This is a genomic window from Brevibacterium limosum (assembly GCF_011617705.1).
Taxonomy (GTDB): Bacteria; Actinomycetota; Actinomycetes; order Actinomycetales; family Brevibacteriaceae; genus Brevibacterium; species Brevibacterium limosum.
In genome coordinates, this window is sequence record NZ_CP050154.1 from 3,455,209 (window position 1) to 3,471,905 (window position 16,697).

A 16,697-nucleotide genomic window follows, 5' to 3' on the forward strand; every position below is an offset into this window, starting at 1 on the left:
ACTCACTCACGCGATTCATGCCACTTTCAGTGTCTTCAGGCGACGCCCCAGATCGGGTCCGTGAACGATCGGTCGAGGTCGAACCCGAACTCCTCACGGAGAACGGCGGCGAAGTCGACGGCATCGGTCAGAGTCCGCTCGACGCGTTCTGGCTCACCACCGGGCCGTAGGCTGCGCAGATTGCTGCCCTCGAGCGACACCTTTCCGCCTTTGCCGAGTGTCTTCGCCACCACCGGCGCCCCGGTGAAGCGTGTTCCGGGTTTCGTCGCGGTGAACCAGTTCGACACCTCGAGGTCGGCCTGTTCACGCGGGACGTCCGCGAAGGCATAGACGGTGCGAAACTCCTGATCAGAGCTGGTCCGGGACTGCAGTGCCCATTCGGCTTCCGCTCGCATCGCAGGCTCCAGCACTGTGTCCGCCGGGACCAGCTTGTGCTCTCCGTGCTCGGTCATGCGTGGTCTCGACTCCGCCTCGAGTGCGAGCGCGGCCTCCGGCATCCCACCGCCGAATCCAGGATCGACGAGGAACCGCCGTCCGCCGAGAACAGCGATCGTCGCCTGATGCGTCAGACCGCCGGGGGCAGTCCTCCCGTCGCCGAGGTGGACGCGAGCGAGGATCGGGTACACGCTCAGCCCGAGCTCACAGAGTACGGCACGGATAAGTGTCGCGTGTTCGTGGCAGTAGCCGCCGCGACCGGCGTCGAGGAGCTTCCTCGTCAGGGAGTCGAGGTCGGTGGGGACGCTCCGTGCTTCCCCTGCCGCGCGTGCGGCGATGACGTCGAGATTCTCGAAGCAGATCGACCGGATGTGGGCGGCCAGCAGCTCATCCATGAGGTCGATGACCTCGTCGGTCGTCCCGTGCGCCCGACGTCGCAGCACGTCCTCCGAACTGTCGAGGCCGAGCCGGTCGGCGTACCGTGTCACAAGCGTTGACGATGCCATTGCAGGTCCTTTCCGGTCTGGTCGCGTGCTTACGTCCACGGTTGAGGTCGGAGCCCGTGGGCTCCTCGATAGTTCGGGGATGCCGGTTGCTCCCACTCACCGAGGCGGCTCTGGGCTGTCCGATAGACAGTGACCTGCAGGGGGTGGCAGTTCTCCACCGGATCTGACGAGCCCTCGCCGAACATCGGGGCGGAGAGGTCGCCGCCGGGGCAGGTGGACAGTGCCGCGAGCAGGTCCTGCTCGGCGAAGAACTCGAAGTAGTCTCCAGGTCGCGCGGGGCAGGTCTTCATGAAGTATTCGTCATTGTCGTTCAGTCCTGTGCATTGGAAGACGTTGAGCACATCGTGGACGTCGAATTCGGTGAGCCCATAGGGCAGGATCGCGCGGACGAGATTGGAGTGACAGTGGTAGTCGAAGTCGACGCCGCTGAGCATCTGCGACACATATGGGTCGCATCGGGTGCCCAGTGTGTCATGCAGCCGGCCGCCTTCCGGGTCGGTGCCGTAGTCGGCCAGAGTGTCACCGACGATAGTGGCCATGGGCCGCAGGAACGGCAGCGTCGACCACAGGCGGTCGAAGGTCGAGACGTGGGCGGCCTGCAGCTGTCGGGTCCGTGCCGCCCAGAATCGTTCCCTGGGGTCGTGGCGGTTCCATAGGTTGAGGTCGCCGACCTGTGGGCCGTCGACGGTGGAGATGCGGCAGACATGGCCGGCGGGGACGTCCCACGCCTGTCCGGAGCGGATGGGAATGATGAACTCGTCGATGACTTCCCGGGACTGGATGTCGTCACCGATCTGTGAGTAGAAGTCTCTGTCGACGTCGAGCGCGGCACCTTGGTAGGCGGCTTCCCGGAGACGATTCTGTGTCATGTGGTGCGTCCTCCTGCCTGGCTGTGTTGCCTGCAACGATGCCAGCTTCTGCTCAGCATCCCAAGGGGTTGATCGTCGGGTCTATGCTGAACAGAGACAACCGACGCAGCTGAATGGGCCGCGCCGTAGCGTTTACCGAACCGCGTGTACCGAACATTGGGAGGTCGGAATGGCTGACGAGAAGATCGACGTCGAGATGCAGGACACGGGAGAGTTCCTGGCCAGCATCCACACGACAACAGGGACCGATGAGATCGTTCTGATGTTCGCAGATGCCGAAGAGGCCTCCGACGGCGTCTTGGGCAATGACGAGGCCACTGCTCGCGCAACCGTGGAGTTCCTCCTCAGCCATCAGCCCTCAGGTGACCTGCCGGACCGGATCGACCTCGTCGACATCGCCGCCGCCTACGATGACGCCCTCGAGTCCATTCGCAAGCTGCGCGGATGACACCGCACCTGCTCGGCCGACAGTTCCGGGAGCAGGTGACAACCCAAGTGCTGCTCACTCCAGTGAGCACCGGAATACCTCGTGAAGAAGATGATTTTCATGTCCGAGACCCAACGACTCAGCATCCTCGCTGCCGACAAGACAGCCTACGAGCCGCTCTACGCTCTCGAGAAGTACATCCACTCCGGCAGCCTCGGTGAGGGTCTGCTCTCCTTGATCAAACTGCGTGCCTCCCAGCTCAACGGATGCGCGTACTGTCTGAACATGCATGCGGGTGAGGCTCGCAAGGCCGAGGTCGACCAAGTCAAGGTCGACGTTCTCGCCGGATGGAAGGAAGCGACTTCGGTCTACAGCGAGCGTGAGCAGGCTGCGCTGCGCATGACCGAAGAGGTCACGCACATCGCCGACGGCGTCTCGGATGAGGCCTGGGCGGCCGCTTCGGCGATGTTCTCCGAACAGGAGATGGTCGAACTGCTCATGGCGATCTCAGCCATCAACGTCTGGAATCGTCTGGCCGTCAGCACCCACCAACCTCTGGACTGAGCACCTCAGGCATCGACTTGGGCGTCAGCGTTCTTCTTCCCGAGCATCCGCTTCCAAGGCAGAGCTGACACGAGTGCCAGCAGAGCGATGATGAGGAACACCATGGCCAATGGGTCGGTGATGACCGCCCAGAAATCGCCGCCGGTCAGGCCCAGCGCCTGTTGCAGGTTGCGCTCGAGCATCTCTCCCAGGACGAGTCCGATCACCAGCAGCGCCGGCGCCATTCCGACCAGACGCATCACATAGCCGAGTACGCCGAAGGCCAGTGCGATGTACACATCGGTCACCGAATTGTGGATGCTGTAACAGGAGATGAGCGCGAGGATGAGAATGACCGGGGCCATGAACGGCATCGGAATGGCCAGGATCTTCGCAAGCAGCGGGGACGCGCCGATGTTGATGGCGACACCGAGAATCGCGCTGAAGAGCAGTGCCCCGATGATCGTCCACCCGAGCTCCGGATTCGCGTCGAAGAAACCGGGACCGGGATTGAGGCCGTACATCATCAGGTAGGCGAGCAGAACCGCCGTCGTGCCCGACCCCGGGATTCCCAAGGTCAGCAGAGGCACCATCGAGCCCGACACCGCAGCATTGTTCGCAGACTCCGGTGCGACCAGTCCGCGAACAGCACCCTTGCCCATCCCTGCCGATGCCGGTGCGAGTCGCTTCTCCAGTCCATAGGAGAAGAAGGCAGCGATCGTCGTTCCCGCTCCTGGAAGGACACCGGCGACGAACCCGATGACCGATCCTCGCAAGCTCGGAAGCGTTCCCTGCTTCAGGTCGGACTTCGTCGGGAGGAAGCGTCCCGACAGCTTCGACATCACCTGGGAGTCCTTGCCCATCGTGGTGCTGGCCAGAATCTCACCGACGCCGAAGACGCCGATGATGGCGACGATCGAATCGATCCCCTCCAACAGGGTGAAACTGCCGAAGGTGAAGCGCGGAAGTCCGGACTGGAGCTCGATGCCGACGGTCGACACGGCCACTCCGATGGCAACCGCTGTCAGTCCCAGCATCGGTGCCGAACCGACGAGGGTGGCGCTGAGTACGAGCGCCATCACGACGACGGCGAAATAGGCGCCGGGGCCGAATGCCAATCCGAGTTCCGACATCGGTCCCGCGATGAAGGCGAGTCCCAGGAACGCGAGCACACTGCCGACGAATGATGCGATGGCGGAGATCGACAGGGCGGTGGCCGCCTTGCCTTTCAGCGCCAACGGGTGACCGTCGAGGGTGGTCATGATGGCGCCGGGATCGCCTGGGATGTTCAGCAGGATCGCCGAGATCCTGCCGCCGTATTCCGCACCGAGATACAGGGACACCATGAGTGGGAGAGAGATCTCGGCCGGAACTGTGATCGCCACAGGAAGGAGCAGCGCAATAGCGGTCGACGGACCGATGCCGGGCAGCAGACCGGCGATGGTTCCGAGGACGACGCCGCCCAGGATGACCAACAGCAGAGTCGGTGATGCGGCGATACCGCCCAGAGCGGAGAGGAGATCGTTGATTGTGCTCACAGCTGCAGACCTCCGAATACCCAGTACTCCAACCAGCCGACAGGCAGCAGCACGTTGAGCCAGACATCGAACACGAGGAACAGAACCATCGCGATCACAAGGTTGATGACGAAGAGCCCAACAGCTCGTGCGGCACTGAGACGAACTCCGAACACCGTCATCGAGACCAGCATCGAGAAGATGACTGAGGCTTCGACGAAGCCGATGAGGAAGATCGAGGCCGCATACAGACCGAAGAGGACGATGCACCAGGCGACGCGCAGAATCTCCTGTCCCCGGACCGGCCTGACGTCGACGCTTCCGCGCAGAATCGCGATGATCCCGAGAGCGGTCGTGCAGAAGAGGACGACGCCGACGACCAGTGGAAACGTCTTCGGACCGATTCCGTCCTCTCCTGCTGCGTCCGGCAGGAGAAAGGCATTGATGAGGTAGAAGATCGCGAGGAAGCCGAGCATGATGCTCGAAACCATCGCCGAGGTGGTCCGACTTCCTGGTTCATGGTGCGGTTCGCCGACCGGTCGAGATGCGGTCGGATCCGTATTCGCGCTCATTTCACCAACCCCACTTTCTGCAGCACTTCGGTCGATTCCTCCTGCTCGGGTCGAATCACCGTGTCGAGCCATTCCTCCCCGGCGACGTATTCGGGGTTGATCCCCAAGGCCTCGGACTGCTTGGCGAATTCGTCAGTCTCCACGGCTCTCTTCAATGACTCTCGCCACCAGTCGACTGCGTCCTGAGGCATGTCCTTCGGGCCAAAGACTCCTCTCCAGTGGTTGATCGTGATGTCCAATCCGAGGTCGTGCCACGTCGGAGCCCCTGGTGCCGAATCGACCGGTTCCGGAGCAGAGACTGCGATGATTTCGACGTCTCCGCTGTCGACGAGTTCCATCGCCTCCGACATCCCCGTCGACGCCACATCGATTCGCCCACCGAGCAGCTCGTTGTTGAGATCGCCGCCATCGGAGAACGCGACGAGATTGAGCTCGGACAGGTCGTCGACTCCGTACTCGCTGGCGGGGCGAAGGACGTTGAGCTGATCGTCGCTGGGAACGGTCCCGATTCCGAAGTTGACCGATCCTGCGTCCTCCTTGATGTCATCGAGCACCTTCTCTGCGGAGTCGTATTTCGACCCGGATTTCACGATCCACACTTCATAGTCGGTCGTCAGCTGAGCCAGTGGCGTGAAGTCGTCCAGAGACATATCTGTCGCTCCCGTGATGTTCGAGAGGAAGATCCGGTTGGACTCGAATACGACCGACGTTCCATCGTTCTCCCGCTGGAGGACGGCGGCACGAGCCGGATTGCCTCCACCGCCTCCCATGTTCTCGATCGACATGAAGGTGTCGATGCCCGCGGCTTCGAAGCCGTCGTTCGTGATGCGTGTCGTCAGATCGAGGCCACCGCCCGGGGATCCCGCAGCGATCGCGGTGACCCGGGGCGGAGGGAAGCCATCATTTCTGTGGACGTCAGGCATACACGCAGCCGTGGACGCGACGAGCGCAAGTCCCGCAGACACAGCGGCGACACGCAGAAGAGTTCGTTTCAGGGAGGATATTCTCGCCATTGGGAATCCGAAGTGGAGCATGACCGGCACGTTACCCTTGAACGACTTCAAGCCTCAATGAATCCTGCGAGAATGAGACAAGCAGTCTGAGTGCCTCGTCAGGTGTTCCCACCTAACGGGCAGATGCCGAAGGGCGGAACCGACTCACTGTCGATTCCGCCCTTCGGCACGTGATGATGTCCGGAGTTTCCCCGGACCCGCTCAGTCCAACAGGTCGTGACGCACGATGGACTGTTCGCGATCGGGACCGACGCCGATGACGGACATCCGGCAGCCGGAGAGCTTCTCGAGGGCGAGCACGTACTTCTGCGCGTTCTCCGGCAGGTGGTCGAAGGTTCGGGCCGTGGTGATGTCCTCGGTCCAGCCGTCGAAGTACTCGAAGATCGGCTTCGCGTGGTGGAACTCGGTCTGGGACACCGGCATCTCGTCCTGGCGCACTCCGTCGACGTCGTAGGCCACGCAGACGGGGATCCGGTCGATGCCGGTGAGCACGTCGAGCTTCGTGAGCACGTAGTCGGTGAAGCCGTTGGTGCGGGCGGCGTAGCGGGCGATGACCGCGTCGTACCAGCCGCAGCGGCGCGGACGACCGGTGTTGACACCGAATTCTCCGCCGGCCTTCTGCAGGTATTCGCCCATCTCATCGAAGAGTTCGGTCGGGAACGGACCGGCACCCACACGGGTCGTGTAGGCCTTGACGATGCCGACGACGCGGTTGATCCGGGTCGGTCCGATGCCCGTGCCGACGCAGGATCCGCCGGCCGTCGGGTTCGACGAGGTGACGAACGGGTAGGTGCCGTGGTCGACGTCGAGCATGGTCGCCTGACCGCCCTCCATGACGACGACCTCACCGCGGTCGAGCGCCTCGTTGAGCATGAGCTCGGTCTCGGCGACATAGGGACGCAGACGTTCGATGAAGGGTTCGAAGTATTCGACGATCTCTTCGACCGACACCGCCCGACGGTTGTAGACCTTGACGAGCAGTTCGTTCTTCTGCCGCAGCGATCCCTCGATCTTCTGCCGCAGGATGGACTCGTCGAAGACGTCCTGGACGCGGATGCCCAGACGCCCGATCTTGTCCATGTAGGCCGGGCCGATGCCGCGGCCGGTGGTGCCGATGGCACGTTTGCCGAGGAACCTCTCGGTCACCTTGTCCAAGGTCTGGTGGTACGGGGCTACGAGGTGGGCGTTCGCCGAGATCCGCAGCTTCGAGGTGTCCGCGCCGCGGGATTCGAGTGCGTCGATCTCCTCGAAGAGCGCCTCGAGGTTGACGACGACGCCGTTGCCGATGACCGGGGTGACGTTCGGTGAGAGGATGCCCGCCGGCAGAAGCTTGAGTTCGTACTTCTCTCCTCCGACGACAACCGTGTGGCCGGCGTTGTTCCCACCATTGGGCTTGACCACGTAGTCGACGCTGGTGCCGAGGATGTCGGTGGTCTTACCTTTACCTTCGTCGCCCCACTGAGCGCCGACGACAACGATTGCTGGCATGAGAGTACTTCACCTCGAAGTGAAAAGGGGATGTCATTACTCCCTAAGTCTACTGGGTCACACCGACACGAAGGTCAGTGGGAGCTTCTGTCGGCGATAATGGACCGATGCGCACCAGATCGATCACCGCAGCTGCCTTTGCCGGCCTCCTCGCTCTCGGCGGGTGTTCCGGCTCAGCCTCGGACGAGTCCCCAGACGCTTCCCCAGACGATTCGGCGGACGCGAAGCTCACTCTCGACACCGGCGAGAAGACCGTCACGATCGAACCCACCGATGTCTACTGCTCCGGGAAGCCGGGCAGTCTCCGACACATCATCGGCAAGACGGACAATGAGCTGCCGTTGGTCAAGGCCGAGGGCACCGATTTCGTCATGGCCAAGGTCGGCGAGGGACGCCCCTATAAGGCGAACAGCCCCAAGGGCGTCAACGTCGACGATGAGAGCGTGACCTTCGACGGGACCGAGCTCGGCTCGGCCACGCTCGACGGAACCATGACCTGGACCGATTGGGAAGACTGAGTCAGCTCCCACACACATGCACACCGCGCGCCGCGGTCCCGAAGTAGCCGGGGCCGCGGCGCGCAGTGCATCCGGCGCTCACTCCATGCTCATGCCCTTGGCCGGGGCGATCCGCGACATGGACCGGGCCGGTATCGCCGAGGCGAGGACGGCGGCGAGCACTGCGGCGACGCCGATCAGTCCGATCTGCGTCCACGGCACGGACAGCACCGGATTCGCTGAGGCGGGCATCATCGACGCCGTTCCGACCCAACCGAAGAACGTGCCGACCCCGGCTCCGACGATCAGCGCGATGAGCGTCATGAGCAGCGATTCGATCGTGATCATCCGCGACATCGCCGCTCGGGTGAATCCCAGCGCCCGCAGCAGCGCGCCCTCTCGACGTCGTTCGATGACCGAGAGCGTGAGCGTGTTGCTCACTCCGATCACGGCGATGACCACCGCAGCCGCCAGCAGCCCGAGCACCACGCTCAGCGCGACCTGGAACATCGAGGCGAACTCCGCCCGATACTGTGCGGCAGCCGCATCACCTGCGGCGCCCACGGCATCGAGTTCTGAGGTCAGGGCCTCGATCTGCGAACTCGAAGCGTCATCGGCGATCTTCGCCCAGGTCTGTTCGGCCACATCGTCGCCGGCCGCCGCCTCGAGGGTCTTCGCATCGCCACCGCTGACCAGGGCCGTCCCCGCGGGGACGTCGAAGGAAGTCTCGATCGTCAGATCGAGATCCTGATCGCCGAGGCGGACGGTCGCGGTCTGACCGTCGACATCGGAATCCGCGTCGTCGAGTCCCACCGATCTCGGGTCGATGAGAATCGTGCCCTCATCGACGTCGTAGCCGTCGCTGCGCAGAACCGGGGAGTCCGCGGCCGCCTCGGCGCTGGTGATCGCCACATCACCGGACCCATCGGTCCCAGCGACGCTCACCGAGGCGGTGGGCGCCGGAACGTTCTCGCGCTCCTCGACGATCGGAGAATCATCGAGCACGGAGCCGATCTTCGCATCGTCGGCACCGCTCTGGCCTGCCGTGGAGACCACGAGGTCGACCGGGGTGTCCTCGGCGGTGGCGAGTTCGAGGGTCCGCTGCAGGCTCGACGAACCGACGACCACGGCCGTGACGAGGGTGATGCCGATGAGCAGAGCACCCGTCGTCGAGGCGGTGCGTCCTCCCGCGGTGCTCGCCGACCGCCCGGCCAGCTTCACCGCCGGCGAGCGCCGAGTGATGAGACCGACCGCGACGGCGAAGAGCGCCACCAAGGGCGGGACGAAGACCTTCGCACCGACGAGGAGGGCGACGAAGAGCGCGAAGCAGCCGACGATGCCGAACAGCACGGACTGGCTGGTGGTGCCGAGCAGGCACAGTCCGATTCCGGCGATGCCGAGCACAAGCGTCAGGCTCAGACGCACCCACCGGATGCGCGGGGCGGCGGCAGGCACATCGACCGGGCGGAGCGCTTCGATCGGGGAGACCCGAGAGGCCCGGATCGCGGGGATCAGCCCCGCGGCGAGGGTGACGAGGATGCCGACGACCGGTCCGACGACGAACGCCGAGACGGACGGCGACATCTGAGCGAATTCCGGCATCCACAGCGCACGGACCACGGCCGAGAGTCCCCATCCGATGAGGAGTCCGAGCCCGACGCCGAGCACGGATCCGACGATTCCGAGGCTCAGGCTCTCCACCACCGCGGCTCCGCGCACCTGACTGCGTGAGGCTCCGATCGCGCGGAAGAGCGCGAGCACGCGGGTGCGGGAGGCGACGAGGACGTTGAACGTGTTCGAGATGACGAGTGCCGCGACCCCCGCGGCCAGCAGTCCGAAGGCGATGCCGACGGTCGAGAGCATGTCGGAGGTGTTCGACAGCGACTCGATCTGGTCCTCGACGACCTGGTCGACGGTCCGGACCGAAACGTCGGCACCGGCATCGGCGAGCGCGGAGCCGACCGCCTCGGCGAGGGCCGTGCGATCACTCCCGTCGTCGGCGACGACCCGGATGGAGTCGGGCACGAGCTCACCCGGCGCAGTTTTGAGTCCGCCGTCGGTGAGATAGAGATTCATCCCTGCGGCCGAGGAGCCGGGCATGATGCCCGAGACGGTGAAGCTCGGCCCATCGGCGGACCGCCGCGCCCCGTCGAACTCGCCGAGGGTGATGGTGTCGCCGACGCCGACCCCGAGGGTCTTCGCATCGGCTTCGCGGAGCATGAGCTCGTCATCCGAGTCCGGGGCGGAGCCGTCGACGGTCTCCGCCTGTCCCTGTGGGAGGTTCGTCGCCGACCCCGTCACCGACGTGGATCCCGCCGAGACCGAGACGAAGGCGGATTCGGTGAGCTGGGCGGACTCGACCCCATCGACGTCGGCCACCGTCTGACGCATGGAATCGGTCAGCGGGGAGGCCTCATCGGCCGCGGCGGCCGGGTCGTCGGATGCGGCCGCGGTGACGGCGACGTCGGCACCGGCCCATTCGGCGCGGACCTGGTTGCGCAGGGTGTCGCCGAAGGCCTGGGAGAACAGGAGTGCCGCGACGATGAAGGCCACGGACACGGCGATCGCGATCATCGCCGCACTCAGGCGCCCGGAGGCGCTGCGGAGGTTGGACCAGGCGATGCGGATCATCGGGCACCTCCGTCTGCCGGCGCAGGCCCGGCTGCAGACCCGGGCCCGGCTGTGGGCCCGGCTGACTGCCCAGCAGGTGCGGCTGCCGAAGCTGCCGAGCCTGCCGTGACATTCATCAGCGCTGCGGCCACGGACTCCGGATCCGGGTGGGAGAGCTCACCGGCGAGGCGGCCGTCGGCGAGCAGAACGACGCGGTCGGCGCGGGCTGCGGCCCGGGGATCGTGGGTGACCATGACGACGGTCTGGCCGAGCTCATCGACCGAGGCGCGCAGGATGTTCAGCACCTCTTCACCGGAGCTCGAGTCGAGATTGCCGGTGGGCTCGTCGGCGACGAGCACATCGGGCTGGGCGACGAGGGCACGGGCGACGGCTACCCTCTGCTGCTGTCCGCCGGAGAGCTCGTGCGGCCGGTGGCCCAGACGCTCGCGCAGACCGAGCAGGTCGACCATGCGGTCGAAGATGCGACGATCGGTCTTCTGTCCCGACAGCTGAGAGGGCAGCAGGATGTTCTCCTCGGCACTCATCGCGGGCACGAGGTTGAAGGACTGGAAGACGAAGCCGATGCGGTCGCGGCGCAGCGCCGTGAGCTTGCGGTCGCTGAGCCGTGAGATCGCCGTGCGCCCGATGAAGACCTCGCCCGAATCCGGGGTGTCGAGTCCGGCGAGCATGTTGAGCAGCGTCGATTTGCCCGAGCCGGAGGGTCCCATGATGGCGGTGAAGCGTTCGGCTTCGATGTCGAGGCTGAGGTCGTCGAGCGGTCGGACCTGCGCGTCCCCTCTTCCGTAGGTCTTGCGCAGTCCGATGGCTTGGATGGCCAGCCTCGGTGCGGGATTCGACCCCTGGGCCCGGGTCGAACCCTGCGCGGGGGTCGGGGGCGGAGTCTGGGAGGGATGGGCATCGGTGTGTGTCGCTGATGTGTTCATGCCTCCAGCTTCGTCGCCGAACCCACCCGCCCACATCGGACCTGAGGATGGTCTTCGCCGCAGAGCGCCGAGGCGGCCGTGTCCCACCCGTCATACCTGAGGATGATCTCGGGCTTCCGAGATCGTCGTCGGGCCCCGAACACGGCCCAGGTCTCGTGCGGACCTCAGTCTCGTATGGACCTCGGTCTCGTGTGGGCGACCTCGGTCTCGTGCGGATGGCCCCTGGCTCAGTGGCCGGGTCCGACGAGGCCGGCTTCGTAGGCGAACACGACGGCCTGCACACGGTCGCGAGCCGCGAGCTTCATGAGGATCCGACCGACGTGGGTCTTCACGGTCGGCTGCGCGAGAAAGAGCCGTTCGCCGATCTCGGTGTTGCTCAGACCGGTGGCGATGAGGACGAGGACCTCGGTCTCGCGCTGGGTCAGTGACTCCAGCCGGCGCATATCGGCCGCATCGAGACGGCTCGCACCGGCCATCCCGGACGCGTCCGCGCCAGCGGTGCTCAGCGTCCCCCGACCGTTCAGCGCAGAGGTGCCGACCTCGGATGATGCAGGCTCACCGTCCCCGGGCGGGGTGGGCGCAACGCCCTCGGCCGATGTCGCATCGGTTCCCGTGGCCGCCGATCTCAGATCCGAATGTGGTGGATCTCCCGCGCCGAGGTGGGGCAGGAGTCGTGTCTCGAGCAGTCGTTTGGTGGTGGTGGGGGCGATGACTGCACCACCGTCGACGACGGTGCGGATCGACTCGAGGAGCACCTCGGGCAGGGTGTCTTTGAGAAGGAAGCCTGACGCACCGGCCCGCAGCGCGCGCAGGGCGTAGTCGTCATCGTCGAAGGTGGTCAGGACGATGATCTTCGGGGGACGGATCGTCCCCTCGTCGGCGAGAGCGAGGATCCGCTGGGTCGCTTCGATGCCGTCGATACGGGGCATCCGAACGTCCATGAGCACGACATCGGGTTCGTCCTGCCTGACGATGTCGAGACCTGCCGCACCGTCGCCGGCCTGTCCGACGACGGTGAGGTCCGGCTGGGAGTCGATGACCATGGCGAAGCCCGCCCTCACGAGGGCCTGATCATCGACGAGCACGATGCGAAGCGGCCCACTCCCCCGAGCATCAGTCCGACCGTGCACGGTCGCCTCGTCATCGACGCTCATCGGCTGCTCTCCTCGACTTCGACGGACTGACTCTCTCCGGTCTCGGCAGCCTCGGCGGCCTGTCCGGCCTCGGCGGGCTGACTCTGCTCGGTCTCGGCAGCCTCTCCTGTTGCGGCGATCTGATTCTCTCCCGCCTCGGCGGTCTCCCCTGTTCCGGCTGTCTGTCCTGTTCCGGCGGTCTGCCCGGTTTCGGCAGACCCATTCTCTCCATGATCGGACGAATCATGAGTGCCGGTGCCCGGGGTGAGTCCGGAATCGGGCCCGGGTTCGGGCCCGGGTTCGGGCCCGGGTTCGGGTTCGGGTTCGGGAGTGGGCGCGGGAGCGGACAGCGGCAGTCGGGCCTCGACGAGGAATCCCGTCGTCGTTCCGAAAGCGCTTCCCATGACCGCACCGGAAGAGAACCCGGGCTTCGCGTCGGTGCGCCCTTCGGGACGGTCCTTCACTCCGGTCGAACGGATCGGTCGAGCCGTGAGCGTGCCGCCATAGAGCGCGGCGCGTTCCTGCATGCCGACGATGCCGTAGCCACGGCCGTGGGCAGCCGTCCCTGTCGGGTCGTCCGCTCCGTGGCTGTCCGTTTCTCCGCTCCCGCGGGCGCTCGTCTGTCCGGTTCCGTTGTCGCTGATTCGGGCGACGAGCTCTGCGTCCTCGGCCAGCAGCTCGACATGTGCCCGAGCACCGTTTCCGGCATGTTTGAGCACATTCGTCAGCGCTTCCTGAACGATGCGGTAGACGGCGAGCGACGCTCCTTCGGCCAAGCGACCGCGGTCGACGTCATCCAGTTCGGTCACCGAGACCGGAAGCCCCGCCGATCGCACATCGGCGATGAGGGAGCCGATGTCGGCGACGCCGGGCAGCGGCGACGAGGAGCGTTCGTCGTCCTCCTCGGCGCGGAGGAAGCCGAGCAGCGACCGCGTCTGTGCCAGGGCTTCCCGTCCGGTCTGCGCGATGGTCTCGAGGGCTCCGACTGCGACGGCCGGATCGGTCTTCGCCGCATAGCGTCCGCCGTCGGCCTGGGCGATGACGACGGACAGGGAATGGGCGATGACATCGTGCATCTCGCGGGCGATGCGCATGCGTTCGGCATCGGCGGCCAGCCGGGTCTCGGATTCGCGTTCGCGCTCCAGCAGGCGGTTGCGCTCCCGGATGCCCTCGATCTCGCGGCGGCGACGGAATCCGACTCCGCCCAAGAGCCAGGCGATGAGCACGATCGAAGCACACAGCGCCACGACGACGACCAGCAGCACGTATTCGCCGAATGCCAAGGGCCGCGGGTTCACCCCGATCATCGCCTGCAGGGACACGAGGTAGAGCCACCCGCCCAGGAAGAGCGCGCCGAGGAGGCCCAGGGCGAGCACGATGCGACCGTGGTTCCGTGTCCCCCACGCCGTCGTCGAATACACGGTGATCGGCACGGCGACGATTCCGAACGTCGGTCCCATCATCGTGAGCACGGTCAGCAGGCAGCCGACGGCGATGAGCGACGAGCTCAGCAGCGGGGCAGTGCGCCGCAGTCCCAGCGGCAGCGTCTGGAGCAGAACGATGCCGACCTGCACAGCCACGGGCACCAGGGCGATCTCGCTCCGCTCGGCCTGGGAGGAGGTGAAGACGACGGTCAGATAGGTGATCGGCAGAGCCCAGAGCAGCGAGTCGACGATCCACGGATGAGCGGTGAGGGTGCGACGGATGCGGTCGACGCGGTCGGGAGTGTGCTGCTGCGGCTCCGGGCGGTGGCCCTCGGTCCGGATCGATCGATTGCTCATGCCGGCCATGTTAGTTCCGCGTCGCCGGGGCTCACATCATACTCAGGGCTGATCCGAGCAGACCATGCCGACCACGGCGCTCACCCGCGGCAGCCCGCTCACTCTGGAGGGCTGCCCGCACCGACTCACCGAGGCGGCCCTCCCCTATGGCGCAGCCCCGGGCCAGCCGCTGCGTCTCCCCCGTTCGGCGAGGATCTGCTCGCGGAGGATGTCCGCGTGTCCGCAGTGCTGGGCGAGTTCGCGGAGAACGTGCAGGAGCACCCATTTGAGCGGCATCGGTCCGGCCCGATGGCCGGTGAGCACGGTGTCGAGGTCCATCCCTTCGATCGCGGCGTGCGAGCGTTCGACGGCGGCCCGGAAGTCGGCCGAGACGCTGGCGATCGTGTCCGAGGCGTCGAGGAGGAAGGAGTCCTTCGAGTCCTGCGGCAGCCCTTAGTCGACCCGGCTTCGGCCGGTGACCGCCTCACCGAACCAGACGGTTTCGACGAACACCGCGTGCTTGAGCAGAGACAGCGGGCGGGTTCTGCTCGGCACCAGGGACCTCCTCGCTTCGTCCTCGCTCAGGTCGTCGAGGCTCCCGAGCAGATGCTGTCGGTGTTCGTCGATGAACGCTGTGAACTGCACGCCGAGGTCGTACTCGCGCACATCGAAAGGTCTGATAGTCGGACTGCCGCCGTCGGCGCCTGCACCTGTCATGGCTCCAGCTTAGAGCCGCCTCGGCGAGGGAGGACAGACCCGAGCGCCGACTCGCCCGGAATCGCAGGCGATCAGCATCCTTGTCCGGCAGGTCACCCGGACCTATGCTGAAGTGACCCACGTAACCCGTCGTTCGGGCAGGAGCCTTCTGAACGTCGCCGGAGCAGTCGACTTCAGGGCATCACCGCTCAGAGGAGGTCGCTCATGTCCACCACTTCAATGCATCCGGCCACGAGTGCTTCGCAGAACCAGCCGCAGACTCCCGCGCTGCCCTTTGCTCGCCGCCACGACCAACTCGTCGGGTCCGTCATCGATGCCTCCACCACGGTGCTGGCCCAATACGACCACGACATCGTCAAGTTCGGCATGGGGGCACCGGCCCCGGACATGCTCCCGGCCGCGGACTTCGCCCGCATCGCCGCGCAAGTCTTCTCCCCGGAGAACTTCACCTACGGGGAGACGAAGGGCGAGCCGGTCCTCATCGACGCCCTCCACGACTACCTCACAGCGACCGAACAGATCCCGCCCGAACAGCAGGGAAACCGCGACCGCCTCCTCATCACCTCCGGGGGCATGCAGGGCCTCGACCTCGGGTTCAAACTCTTCGTCACTCCAGGTGATCTCGTCGCCTGTGAGTCGCCGACCTACACGAACGGTTCGGCCACGGCCATGAGCTATGAGGCGGAGATCCTCGAGGTTCCCGTCGACGACGAAGGCATGCAGATCGAGGCTCTCGAGGAGCACACGAAGCGCACCGGGCGCGCCCCGAAGGTCATCTACACCGTCCCGACCTTCCAGAACCCGGCCGGGGTGACGATGTCTCTGCCGCGTCGCGAGCGCCTCCTCGAGTTCGCCCACCGGCACCGCTCGGTCATCATCGAGGACAACCCGTACGGAATGCTGCGCTTCTCCGGCGAGTCCGTGCCCGCGCTGAGCGACCTCAGCCCGAACGATCCCCTCATCTTCGGTGTGCGCACGTTTTCGAAGTTCGTCGCCCCGGGCCTGCGCGTGGGCTGGATCGACGTCGACCCCGAGGTCCGCGAGCTCGCCGTCAACGCCAAACAGACGATGGACTCCTGCGCCCCCGTTCCCAACCAGCACCTCATCGCCCGCTGGTTGGAGGAAGGCGGTGCCGACGCTCACGTCAAGACCCTGCGCGAGGCCTACCGCGAGCGCAAGATCACCATGTCAGAAGGCCTCGAGAGGCTCTTCCCCGGAGAGATCCGAGCCACCGACCCCGACGGCGGCTTCTTTCTATGGGTGACCTTCGAGGACGAGACGATCAAGACCGAAGATCTGATGACCACGGCGCTCGAGGAGGGTGTCGCCTATATCCCCGGTCCCTCCTTCTCGCCGGCCGGGAACTTCTCGAACGCACTGCGTCTGTGCTTCGCCTCGGCAGCCCCCGACCGCATCGACGACGGACTCGAGCGCCTCCGCCGCGCGCTCGATCGGTACCGCTCAGAGCGCTGACGTCTTCAACCCCGTCGCCGAGGTGGCCCGCCGTATCCGTACCACCTCGGCGATCGTTCGCGGCCGTCCCCGGGTGATCCACACTGACGGCGGCTGGGTCCGTCGCCTGTGGCACAATGATGGTGTCGCGCGTGCGCGGCACGGCGGTGGGGCTCGCCGTACCCAACCTCGACGCGGACCGTGACGGTCCGTC

At 65.7% G+C, this 16,697-nt stretch carries 14 protein-coding genes and 1 pseudogene; 4 read left to right on the top strand and 11 right to left on the bottom strand.

What is annotated here, in order from left to right:
- Positions 1 to 35 precede the first annotated feature (35 nt).
- Both GUY37_RS15605 and GUY37_RS15610 read right to left on the bottom strand, forming a co-directional pair.
- A complete protein-coding gene (locus tag GUY37_RS15605; protein ID WP_166827469.1) occupies positions 36 to 941 on the bottom strand; it encodes an arylamine N-acetyltransferase family protein in 906 nt (301 codons plus the stop codon).
- 29 nt (positions 942 to 970) lie between these two features.
- On the bottom strand, positions 971 to 1,810 hold the full coding sequence (locus GUY37_RS15610; RefSeq protein ID WP_166827472.1) for an urea carboxylase-associated family protein: 840 nt from the start codon (positions 1,808 to 1,810) through the stop codon (positions 971 to 973).
- Positions 1,811 to 1,979: 169 nt separating this feature from the next.
- Between GUY37_RS15610 and GUY37_RS15615 the strand changes: the two genes are divergently transcribed.
- Both GUY37_RS15615 and GUY37_RS15620 read left to right on the top strand, forming a co-directional pair.
- Positions 1,980 to 2,258 carry a hypothetical protein gene (locus GUY37_RS15615; RefSeq protein WP_166827475.1) on the top strand — a complete coding sequence of 93 codons (279 nt, stop codon included), beginning with the start codon at positions 1,980 to 1,982 and terminating at the stop codon, positions 2,256 to 2,258.
- Between the two features lie 99 nt (positions 2,259 to 2,357).
- Complete coding sequence (locus tag GUY37_RS15620) at positions 2,358 to 2,801, top strand: carboxymuconolactone decarboxylase family protein (RefSeq protein WP_166827478.1); 444 nt, start codon at positions 2,358 to 2,360, stop codon at positions 2,799 to 2,801.
- Between the two features lie 5 nt (positions 2,802 to 2,806).
- Here GUY37_RS15620 and GUY37_RS15625 read toward each other — a convergent pair whose 3' ends face one another.
- The 4 genes from GUY37_RS15625 to GUY37_RS15640 all read right to left on the bottom strand — a co-directional run bounded on the left by GUY37_RS15625 (position 2,807) and on the right by GUY37_RS15640 (position 7,370).
- Positions 2,807 to 4,318 carry a tripartite tricarboxylate transporter permease gene (locus GUY37_RS15625; RefSeq protein WP_166827480.1) on the bottom strand — a complete coding sequence of 504 codons (1,512 nt, stop codon included), beginning with the start codon at positions 4,316 to 4,318 and terminating at the stop codon, positions 2,807 to 2,809.
- Positions 4,315 to 4,869, bottom strand: coding sequence for a tripartite tricarboxylate transporter TctB family protein (locus GUY37_RS15630; protein WP_166827483.1), 555 nt, complete (start codon positions 4,867 to 4,869; stop codon positions 4,315 to 4,317). The genes GUY37_RS15625 and GUY37_RS15630 overlap by 4 nt, the downstream gene beginning before the upstream one ends.
- Complete coding sequence (locus tag GUY37_RS15635) at positions 4,866 to 5,792, bottom strand: Bug family tripartite tricarboxylate transporter substrate binding protein (protein WP_166827486.1); 927 nt, start codon at positions 5,790 to 5,792, stop codon at positions 4,866 to 4,868. Before GUY37_RS15635 ends, GUY37_RS15630 begins: the two co-directional genes overlap by 4 nt.
- A 291-nt stretch (positions 5,793 to 6,083) precedes the next feature.
- The gene (locus tag GUY37_RS15640; RefSeq protein ID WP_166827489.1) at positions 6,084 to 7,370 is read right to left on the bottom strand and encodes an adenylosuccinate synthase; all 1,287 of its coding nucleotides are present in this window, start codon (positions 7,368 to 7,370) and stop codon (positions 6,084 to 6,086) included.
- Positions 7,371 to 7,477: 107 nt separating this feature from the next.
- On the opposite strand from GUY37_RS15640, the gene GUY37_RS15645 reads away from it, so the two are divergent.
- Positions 7,478 to 7,888, top strand: coding sequence for a hypothetical protein (locus GUY37_RS15645; RefSeq protein ID WP_166827492.1), 411 nt, complete (start codon positions 7,478 to 7,480; stop codon positions 7,886 to 7,888).
- 78 nt (positions 7,889 to 7,966) lie between these two features.
- On the opposite strand, the gene GUY37_RS15650 is transcribed toward GUY37_RS15645, so the two are convergent.
- The 5 genes and pseudogenes from GUY37_RS15650 to GUY37_RS15670 form a co-directional block, all read right to left on the bottom strand.
- Entirely contained in the window at positions 7,967 to 10,498 is a 2,532-nt protein-coding gene (locus GUY37_RS15650; RefSeq protein WP_166827495.1) for an ABC transporter permease, read from the bottom strand.
- A complete protein-coding gene (locus tag GUY37_RS15655) occupies positions 10,495 to 11,421 on the bottom strand; it encodes an ABC transporter ATP-binding protein (protein ID WP_166827496.1) in 927 nt (308 codons plus the stop codon). The genes GUY37_RS15650 and GUY37_RS15655 overlap by 4 nt, the downstream gene beginning before the upstream one ends.
- Before the next feature lie 227 nt (positions 11,422 to 11,648).
- Positions 11,649 to 12,575: a response regulator transcription factor gene (locus GUY37_RS15660; RefSeq protein WP_166827497.1), complete on the bottom strand. Its 927-nt coding sequence runs from the start codon at positions 12,573 to 12,575 to the stop codon at positions 11,649 to 11,651.
- Entirely contained in the window at positions 12,572 to 14,335 is a 1,764-nt protein-coding gene (locus GUY37_RS15665) for a sensor histidine kinase (RefSeq protein WP_166827498.1), read from the bottom strand. The genes GUY37_RS15660 and GUY37_RS15665 overlap by 4 nt, the downstream gene beginning before the upstream one ends.
- Before the next feature lie 144 nt (positions 14,336 to 14,479).
- Positions 14,480 to 15,031, bottom strand: a pseudogene (locus GUY37_RS15670) (DinB family protein).
- Positions 15,032 to 15,235: 204 nt separating this feature from the next.
- Between GUY37_RS15670 and GUY37_RS15675 the strand changes: the two are divergent.
- Positions 15,236 to 16,504, top strand: coding sequence for an aminotransferase-like domain-containing protein (locus GUY37_RS15675; protein ID WP_228278212.1), 1,269 nt, complete (start codon positions 15,236 to 15,238; stop codon positions 16,502 to 16,504).
- The last annotated feature ends 193 nt before the right edge of the window (positions 16,505 to 16,697 follow it).

Excerpts from the sequence above, each read along its gene's own strand:
- GUY37_RS15635 (WP_166827486.1), bottom strand. The coding sequence starts at position 5,792 with ATGCCTGACGTCCACAGAAATGATGGCTTCCCTCCGCCCCGGGTCACC.
- GUY37_RS15650 (WP_166827495.1), bottom strand. The coding sequence starts at position 10,498 with ATGATCCGCATCGCCTGGTCCAACCTCCGCAGCGCCTCCGGGCGCCTG.
- GUY37_RS15610 (WP_166827472.1), bottom strand. The coding sequence starts at position 1,810 with ATGACACAGAATCGTCTCCGGGAAGCCGCCTACCAAGGTGCCGCGCTC.
- GUY37_RS15620 (WP_166827478.1), top strand. The coding sequence starts at position 2,358 with ATGTCCGAGACCCAACGACTCAGCATCCTCGCTGCCGACAAGACAGCC.
- GUY37_RS15640 (WP_166827489.1), bottom strand. The coding sequence starts at position 7,370 with ATGCCAGCAATCGTTGTCGTCGGCGCTCAGTGGGGCGACGAAGGTAAA.
- GUY37_RS15660 (WP_166827497.1), bottom strand. The coding sequence starts at position 12,575 with ATGAGCGTCGATGACGAGGCGACCGTGCACGGTCGGACTGATGCTCGG.
- GUY37_RS15615 (WP_166827475.1), top strand. The coding sequence starts at position 1,980 with ATGGCTGACGAGAAGATCGACGTCGAGATGCAGGACACGGGAGAGTTC.
- GUY37_RS15645 (WP_166827492.1), top strand. The coding sequence starts at position 7,478 with ATGCGCACCAGATCGATCACCGCAGCTGCCTTTGCCGGCCTCCTCGCT.
- GUY37_RS15675 (WP_228278212.1), top strand. The coding sequence starts at position 15,236 with ATGTCCACCACTTCAATGCATCCGGCCACGAGTGCTTCGCAGAACCAG.
- GUY37_RS15665 (WP_166827498.1), bottom strand. The coding sequence starts at position 14,335 with ATGAGCAATCGATCGATCCGGACCGAGGGCCACCGCCCGGAGCCGCAG.
- GUY37_RS15655 (WP_166827496.1), bottom strand. The coding sequence starts at position 11,421 with ATGAACACATCAGCGACACACACCGATGCCCATCCCTCCCAGACTCCG.
- GUY37_RS15605 (WP_166827469.1), bottom strand. The coding sequence starts at position 941 with ATGGCATCGTCAACGCTTGTGACACGGTACGCCGACCGGCTCGGCCTC.
- GUY37_RS15630 (WP_166827483.1), bottom strand. The coding sequence starts at position 4,869 with ATGAGCGCGAATACGGATCCGACCGCATCTCGACCGGTCGGCGAACCG.